General features: G+C 64.6%; 7 protein-coding genes. 4 read left to right on the top strand and 3 right to left on the bottom strand.

The genetic code is table 11. The annotated features are described in order from the left end of the window. A partial coding sequence (gene hpaD, locus WCB02_RS39135) for a 3,4-dihydroxyphenylacetate 2,3-dioxygenase (RefSeq protein ID WP_423967676.1) occupies positions 1 to 686 on the top strand: 686 nt, incomplete at its 5' end. Here hpaD and WCB02_RS39130 read toward each other — a convergent pair. Further along, the gene (locus WCB02_RS39130; RefSeq protein ID WP_423967674.1) at positions 671 to 1,324 is read right to left on the bottom strand and encodes a PAS domain-containing protein; all 654 of its coding nucleotides are present in this window, start codon (positions 1,322 to 1,324) and stop codon (positions 671 to 673) included. The two genes, hpaD and WCB02_RS39130, sit on opposite strands and share 16 nt — an antisense overlap. A 150-nt stretch (positions 1,325 to 1,474) precedes the next feature. Further along, complete coding sequence (locus WCB02_RS39125) at positions 1,475 to 2,731, bottom strand: PLP-dependent aminotransferase family protein (RefSeq protein ID WP_423967672.1); 1,257 nt, start codon at positions 2,729 to 2,731, stop codon at positions 1,475 to 1,477. A 175-nt stretch (positions 2,732 to 2,906) separates the two neighbouring features. On the opposite strand from WCB02_RS39125, the gene ribB reads away from it, so the two are divergent. The 3 genes from ribB (at position 2,907) to WCB02_RS39110 (ending at position 6,370) form a co-directional block, all read left to right on the top strand. Next, the gene (ribB, locus tag WCB02_RS39120; protein WP_423967670.1) at positions 2,907 to 3,983 is read left to right on the top strand and encodes a 3,4-dihydroxy-2-butanone-4-phosphate synthase; all 1,077 of its coding nucleotides are present in this window, start codon (positions 2,907 to 2,909) and stop codon (positions 3,981 to 3,983) included. A gap of 95 nt (positions 3,984 to 4,078) precedes the next feature. Beyond that, the gene (locus WCB02_RS39115; RefSeq protein WP_423967667.1) at positions 4,079 to 5,293 is read left to right on the top strand and encodes an acyl-CoA dehydrogenase; all 1,215 of its coding nucleotides are present in this window, start codon (positions 4,079 to 4,081) and stop codon (positions 5,291 to 5,293) included. A gap of 150 nt (positions 5,294 to 5,443) precedes the next feature. Next, complete coding sequence (locus tag WCB02_RS39110; protein ID WP_423967664.1) at positions 5,444 to 6,370, top strand: MBL fold metallo-hydrolase; 927 nt, start codon at positions 5,444 to 5,446, stop codon at positions 6,368 to 6,370. Between the two features lie 35 nt (positions 6,371 to 6,405). Here WCB02_RS39110 and WCB02_RS39105 read toward each other — a convergent pair whose 3' ends face one another. Next, the gene (locus WCB02_RS39105; RefSeq protein ID WP_423967662.1) at positions 6,406 to 7,257 is read right to left on the bottom strand and encodes a DUF1499 domain-containing protein; all 852 of its coding nucleotides are present in this window, start codon (positions 7,255 to 7,257) and stop codon (positions 6,406 to 6,408) included. Positions 7,258 to 7,405 lie beyond the last annotated feature (148 nt).

Raw genomic sequence — 7,405 nt, 5'->3', positions numbered from 1 at the left:
CTCATTGGCTGTCCAATTTCGGCTACCACATCAATGCCAATCCGCAGCATCGCGGCGCCTTCACGAGCCACGAGGCGCCGCACATGATCCAGGATCTGCGTTACGACCTGCCCGGCAACAGCGCGCTTGCAGAAGCCATCGCGGCGGAAGCCGGCCGCGGCGGTCTCAACGTCCTTGCACACCAGGTCGCGAGCCTCGGCCTCGAATACGGCACCATCGTGCCGATGCATTACATGAACCGCGACGGCTGGGCCAAGGTGGTGTCGATCGCCTCACCCCTGTTCACCTCGCCGGACGAGAGCCGCGTCCTCGGCGAGGCGGTGCGGCGGGCGATCGCCGCGTCCGGCGAGCGGGCAGCCCTGCTGGCCAGCGGATCGTTGTCGCACCGGCTCTGGCCCAACGGGAAGCTCGGACCGGAGGCCTGGACCAGTGTGGCCAGCGAGTTCAACCGCCAGGTCGACCTCAGGGTGCTCGAACTCTGGCAGCAGCGCCGCTATCGCGAGTTCATCGACATGCTTCCGGATTATGCCGCCAAGTGCAACGGCGAGGGTGGCATGGCCGACACCATCATGCTGTTCGCGGCGCTCGGCTGGTACGACTACAACGGCGCCGCCGAACAGCTCTGCGACTATTTCGCTTCGAGCGGCAGCGGCCAGGTCAATGTCGAGTTTCACGTCGACGGCTGAACCGGCTTCGCCGATGATGAGGCCTCGGCCGGCGTCCCCGCGAATTCGGCCGTCACGTCCTCGACGTGATGCAGGATGTAGATCAGAATTCCGTCCCTGTCGTGAATCGGCGAATTGATCGGTTGCCAGTGACGTTCGACAAATTGGCCCAGTGGATCGCGGATGTCGTAGCGCTGAACCGCCATGGCATGCGGCTGGCCGGTCTTCACCACCGTCCGCAGCGAAGCGTAGAGATTGCTGACGCCGTCGGCGAGGGCGTCATCGGGATTGTCCGGAAAGATCTCGAACAGCGACTTGCCGGCGACGTCCTCGCGGCTGGTCAGGGTCGCCTTCGCGTAGGCGTCGTTGATGTCGACGATGCGCAGGCCGGGACCCGGGTCGAGCAGCATATAGGGATGCGCCGAGGCATCGAACTCCGCCTGGAACAGCATCCGAGTGGTTTGCGTGTCGCCGTGCCGCCGTCGGCGCGACTCGAGCAGTGAGCTGTCGGCGCCGGATTCCGCCGACTCCAGCATGGCCAGATCGCGCATCGCAGATTTGAGCAGATTCTCCAGGGTCCGGCGTAGCGCGGGCGCCGGCTCCTGAGCCAGCAGCTTCTGAAAATGGGCAATGTTTTGTTCGCAGATGAAGCGTTGCATCTCCGACCCCCTGAGGCGGGAAGCTGCTTCCGAACATTGCAGTGTCGGATCGCCGAATGACAGGCGGACATTGTGCGCCCGGGCGCCTGTCTAGACAAATCAAAAATTGAGGCACACCGATGCCGACGGAGCGGTTTTGGCCGCAAAACCTCAAATCTGTGCCCGCTTTTCAACATTGGCGATCCGGACCGGCACGCCGAACTCCTTTCGGCAGATGTCCGCGAGCACGGCAATGCCTTCGCGGATCTGCTCAGCCGAGGGGCTGGCGAAGCACAGTCGCAGCCGGTTCTTCGAATAGGCCTTGTCGGTGGACCATTCCGGTCCCGGATTGATCGAGACGCCGGCGGCCAGCGCCGCGGAACAGAGTTTTAGCGTATCGACATTGTCGGGCAGCTTGACCCAGAGGAAGATGCCGCCCTTCGGAGCATCGAATTCGGCAGTCGTGCCGAAGTGTTCGTTGAGCGCTTCCATCAGCGTATCCAGCTTCACGCGCAGGCCGGCCGTCAGCTTCGGTACATGGGAGGAGAAGTGCGGCGCGCAATATTCCGCGAGCGCCATCTGCTCGAGCGCGCCGCTTCCGGCATCGGTCTTCAGCGCCAGCATCCGCGACAGCATCGTCCAGGGCGCGACGATGAAGCCGACGCGCAGCGCCGGCGCGATCGACTTGGAGAACGAGCCGATATGGATCACTCCGTCATTGTCGGCCATCGCGTGGATCGCCGGCGGCCGCTTGCCGTCCCAGATCAGGTCGGCGTAGCAATCGTCCTCGAAGATCGGCACGCGATATTGCTCGGAGAGTCTGAGCAACTCGGCGCGGCGCGCTGCCGGCATGATCGTGCCGGTCGGATTCTGCACCGTCGGGATGGTGTAGATGTATTTCGGCCGAATGCCCCGCGCTTTCAGGTCGGCCAGGCTGGACGCCAGCACGTCCATCCGCATGCCGTCATGGTCGAGCGGAATGCCGATCGTGTTGACGCCGAGCCTGGTCAGCCGGTTCAGCGCGCCTTGATAACTCTCCTGCTCGACGATCACGGTGTCGCCGCGCGCCAGCAGCGTCTGGTTGACGAGATCGAGCGCCTGCAGCGAGCCGGAGACGATCAGGATATCGTCGGCGCTGCAGGCGATGCCGGCATCGCGCTGCAATTTCGCTGTGAGAAACTCGCGCAAGGGGCGGTAGCCCTGCGGGCCGCTGGCCAGGCCATAGGTCGCAAGTGTCCTGCCCTCGCGCCGCAGCACCGCGTTGACCGCGTCGATCAGGCCGTCCAGCGGCAGCTGCTCGGGATCGTTGTTGCCGCCGACGAAACTGTACCTGGCAAGCCCGGTCCACCGCGCCGCGGGCGGCGGCAGTCCGACCGGGAGCAGCGGCGCGAAGTCGAAGGTCGCGGATGTGAAGTTCGTGGAAGTCATTGGGCGTCCTCTCCCTTGTTCTTTGTTAACCGCGATCTTAGACAAGTTGCGAGCGCTTGTCCTTGGGACGATAGGGAGCGATGCGGCGATAGCGCCACTCAGCCTTGCGTAATGGTGCTGGCGCGGCTTGGCGAACCCGGCTATTGCTCCCGGCATAAACGAGAGATTTTACAGCATGGCGGACACGGTCCAGGACGTTTTGCAGGCCTTTGCCAAGGGCGAGCTCGTCGTCGTCACCGACGACGATGATCGCGAAGGCGAGGGCGATCTGATTGTCGCGGCGTCGCTCTGCTCGGCCGAAAAGATGGCGTTCATCATCCGTCACACCTCCGGCATCGTCTGCGCGCCGATCACGACCGAGGATGCGCGGCGGCTGCGGCTCGATCCGATGGTCGCGCACAACGATTCCAGCCACACCACCGCCTTCACGGTGTCGATCGACTACAAGCCCGACGGGGGCACCGGAATATCGGCGGATGAACGGGCCTCCTGTTGCCGGGCGCTCGCCAACCCGAATGCCGGCGCCAATGACTTCGCGCGCCCGGGCCATATCTTCCCGCTGATCGCGCGCGACGGCGGCGTGCTGCTGCGCTCGGGCCACACCGAGGCCGCGGTCGATCTCTGCAAGCTTGCCGGCCTGCCGCCGGTCGGGGTCATCAGCGAGTTGATGAACGACGACGGCTCGGTGATGAAGGGCGAGCAGGTCGCCCGTTTTGCCGTCGGCCACAAGCTCAGGCATGTCACCATCGCCGACCTGATCGCTTATCGCCAGGCGCGCGAAAAGCTGATCGAGCGGGTCTCGACCTTTGCGTTGGACAGCCCGATCGGCCCCCTGCAGGGTTACGCCTACCGCTCGCCCTTCGACTCGATCGCCCATGCCGCGTTCGTCTACAACGGCATCGGCGACGGCAAGAACGTGCTGACGCGGCTGCACAAGCCCAACATCGTCAAGGATCTCTTCACCGGGCACGCGCGCATGCTGGCGGTGCTGCAGCATTTCAAGAAGTCCGGTCGCGGCGTGCTGGTCTATCTGCGTGACGGCGCGGCCGGGGTTCCCGTCGAGCCGGTCGGCGAACCCAGCACAGCGGAAGCGGATCGCAACAGGCAATGGCGCGAGGTTGGCGTCGGCGCGCAGATTCTGCGGGATCTCGGCATCACCTCGATCGTCAACCTGACCTCGTCGGTACACGATTATATGGGCCTGTCCGGCTTCGGGATCGAGATCGTCGCCAATGAGAGGCTGGAGGTCTGACCGTTCATGAGGACGCCGCCTGGCCAATTGCACTTCGGCCGATAGCGCTTTAGTTTATCAGGCAATCCATTAGGACTGATGCGAAAGGATTTTTCATGAGCGCGCGCCCGCAGGCCAAGGACAAGCCGTCCCAGGTGAACTTCCAATGGGACGATCCGTTCATGCTCGACGAGCAGCTCACCGAAGACGAGCGCATGGTGCGCGACACCGCGCGCGCCTATGCGCAGGACAAGCTGCTGCCGCGCGTCACCAAGGCCTATCTCGAGGAAAAGACCGACCGCGACATCTTCAACGAGATGGGTGAACTCGGGCTGATCGGCATCACGCTGCCGGAGGAATATGGCTGCGCCAATGCGAGCTACGTCGCCTACGGCCTGGTGGCGCGCGAGATCGAGCGCGTCGATTCCGGCTATCGCTCGATGAACTCGGTGCAGTCCTCGCTGGTGATGCATCCGATCCACGCCTATGGCGACGAGCACCAGCGCAAGAAATATCTGCCCAAGCTTGCGACCGGCGAATGGGTCGGCTGCTTCGGCCTGACGGAACCCGACGCGGGCTCTGATCCCGGCGGCATGAAGACACGCGCCGAAAAGGTATCCGATGGTTACCGGCTGACTGGCAGCAAGATGTGGATTTCGAATGCGCCGATCGCCGACGTATTCGTGATCTGGGCCAAATCGGCCGAACACAACAACCAGATCCGGGGCTTCATTCTCGAGAAGGGCATGAAGGGGCTGTCGGCCCCGAAGATCGGCGGCAAGCTCTCGCTGCGCGCCTCCGTGACCGGCGAGGTGGTGATGGACGGAGTGGAGGTGCCCGAGAGCGCGCTACTGCCCAACGTCTCCGGCCTGAAGGGCCCGTTCGGCTGCCTCAACCGCGCCCGCTACGGCATTTCCTGGGGCGCGATGGGGGCGGCGGAAGACTGTATGCATCGCGCCCGGCAATACACCCTCGACCGTAAGCAGTTCAACCGGCCGCTGGCTGCGACGCAACTGGTGCAGAAGAAGCTCGCCGACATGCAGACCGAGATCGCGCTCGGCCTGCAGGCCAGCCTGCGGGTCGGCCGGCTGATGGACGAGGGCAAGATGGCGCCCGAGATGATCTCGATCGTCAAGCGCAACAATTGCGGCAAGGCGCTCGACATCGCGCGCCTGGCCCGCGACATGCACGGCGGCAACGGCATTCAGATCGAGTATCACGTGATGCGCCATCTCTCGAACCTGGAAACCGTCAACACCTATGAAGGCACCCACGACGTCCACGCTTTGATCCTCGGCCGCGCCATCACCGGCATCCAGGCGTTTTCGTGAGGCGATGGGAGCGCCCGTGGACCACCGCTACCATCGTCCGCGCATGCGGATATGAGCCGGTATTCCACCGGCCTCTCGCTTGATCTCGAACGCCTGCGTTGACTGGAAAGCCCGCTTTCGCCGGCTATGACGACTGAAGTGTAGGGTGCCATGGCCGACAACGACGACGTCCCGTTCAACCGCAACTTTCCGCTCAAGCCCGGGGTGGTTGACGAAGTTCGGCCCGGCGTGCGCCGCATCCTCTGTGATAATCCAAGCCCGTTCACTTTCACCGGCACGGTCAGCTACATCGTGGGCCAGGGCAAGGTTGCGATCGTCGATCCCGGCCCGGCCAACGAGGCCCATGCGGCCGCGCTGCTGGACGCGGTGCGCGGCGAGACCGTGACGCATATACTCGTCACCCACACCCATCGCGACCACTCGCCGAATACGGCGCGGATCAAGGCCGCAACCGGCGCCATCGTCTATGCCGAGGGTCCGCACCGGGCGTCGCGGCCGCGCTATGAGAGCGAGAAGCACAGTCCGGAATCCGGCGCCGACCGCGACTTCAGGCCGGATGTCGCGGTCCATCACGGCGAGACCATCGAAGGCGCCGGCTGGCGGCTCGAGGCGGTCGCAACGCCCGGCCATACCGCCAACCATCTGGCGTTCGCCTGGCCGGAGCGGAAAATGGCTTTCGTCGGCGATCACGTGATGGGCTGGTCGACCTCGATCGTCGCGCCTCCCGACGGCTCGATGGTTGACTACATGGCCTCGCTGGAGCGACTCGCGAGCCGCGAGGAAGACTTGTATTTCTCCGGCCACGGTCCGGAGATTTCGGATGGGCCGCGCTATGTGCGATTCCTGATCCGGCATCGGCAGGCGCGCGAAGCCTCGATCCTGCATCGGCTGGCCAAGGGCGAGGCCGATATCCCGACGCTGGTGCGCGCGATCTATATCGGCATCGACCCGCGGCTCAGCACGGCGGCCGGCTATTCCGTGCTGGCGCATCTGGAAGATCTGGTCGCGCGCGGCATCGTCGCGACCGACGGCGATCCGGTGATTGGCGGGACCTATCGGATGGCGAATGGCGGATAGCGAAGAAGACGGCGCTATTCGCTACTCGCCACTTCTCACTTCTTCACCGTCTTGGTCGCGGGCAGCTTCGGCGGCGGAGCCTTCTTGATCGGCTTCAGGTTGTCGGCATCGGCGGCGGTGTTGATGTCGTCGATCAGCTTGCTGACGCGCGCGGCGTTGCTGCCGAGATCGCTGTCGAAATAGCGCGAGGAGGAGCGGATGTCGACGCGCGAGTCTTCGCCGTCAGGTGTGAAGCGAATCGCGACGTCCTCGCGAAACCCCATGATCGGCGTCCGCGCCACCGCCTCGATATGGCCGGTGCGTAGCGGCGGCTGCGGCGCGCGCGCGTCGATCACGAGCCATTTGCGCCGGTTGACGAGCTGCAGCGCGATTGCATAGGCGCGCTCGACGGGAAGCTCGAGGTCTACCGGCTCGATGTCCGGATAGGCCTTGCGCTGCAGTTCGGCGGAATAGAGCCCGGCATAGACGGCGGTATTGGTGCCGTCGCCGGTGCGCAGCCGCGCCAGCGCCTCATAGCGCGGCGGGTCGATCGGATCGGTGGTGATGTCGTGCAGCGGCGGCAGCTTGCGGTATTGCACGCCGAGATAGGCCGGGTAGGCCAGCACCAGCGCATCGATCAGAAAGGCGAACAGGATGCGCCCCATGCCGCGCGTTCCGTTCTGCCAGATCGCGGCGAAAGCGGCGAATCCGACCAGGATCGAGAGGCCGGCGCAGGCCAGCGCGCCGAAAAAGGTCGCAATCGCCGGCTTCATCTCCAAGAATCCGAAGCGGACGATGATGATCGAAACCAGGACCGCGACCACCGAGAACACCGCGAGATTGCGCGTCCATGTGGCGAGGCTGGACACGGGCTCCGACAGATAGGGAGCGGAAAACCTGCGGGCCATCGCGTAAAGCTTCTTCCAATATGGATCGGGTCGCGGCGTTGGGGCCGACGACCGGGCGCGCAGCTGACCTAGCGTACTTTCCGGCGCGCTTGAAGCGGTTATGCCGGCAATTCTGCGGTCGCGGTCGCGACCGGCGACCGGTCGTGGG

Origin of the sequence: Bradyrhizobium sp., assembly GCF_049581145.1 — a bacterium.
Lineage (GTDB): Bacteria > Pseudomonadota > Alphaproteobacteria > Rhizobiales > Xanthobacteraceae > Bradyrhizobium.
This window is presented reverse-complemented; position numbering and strand designations above follow the sequence as displayed.

Coding starts and splice junctions, on each gene's coding strand:
- WCB02_RS39125 (WP_423967672.1), bottom strand. CDS start 2,731: ATGACTTCCACGAACTTCACATCCGCGACCTTCGACTTCGCGCCGCTG.
- WCB02_RS39130 (WP_423967674.1), bottom strand. CDS start 1,324: ATGCAACGCTTCATCTGCGAACAAAACATTGCCCATTTTCAGAAGCTG.
- WCB02_RS39115 (WP_423967667.1), top strand. CDS start 4,079: ATGAGCGCGCGCCCGCAGGCCAAGGACAAGCCGTCCCAGGTGAACTTC.
- ribB (WP_423967670.1), top strand. CDS start 2,907: ATGGCGGACACGGTCCAGGACGTTTTGCAGGCCTTTGCCAAGGGCGAG.
- WCB02_RS39110 (WP_423967664.1), top strand. CDS start 5,444: ATGGCCGACAACGACGACGTCCCGTTCAACCGCAACTTTCCGCTCAAG.
- WCB02_RS39105 (WP_423967662.1), bottom strand. CDS start 7,257: ATGGCCCGCAGGTTTTCCGCTCCCTATCTGTCGGAGCCCGTGTCCAGC.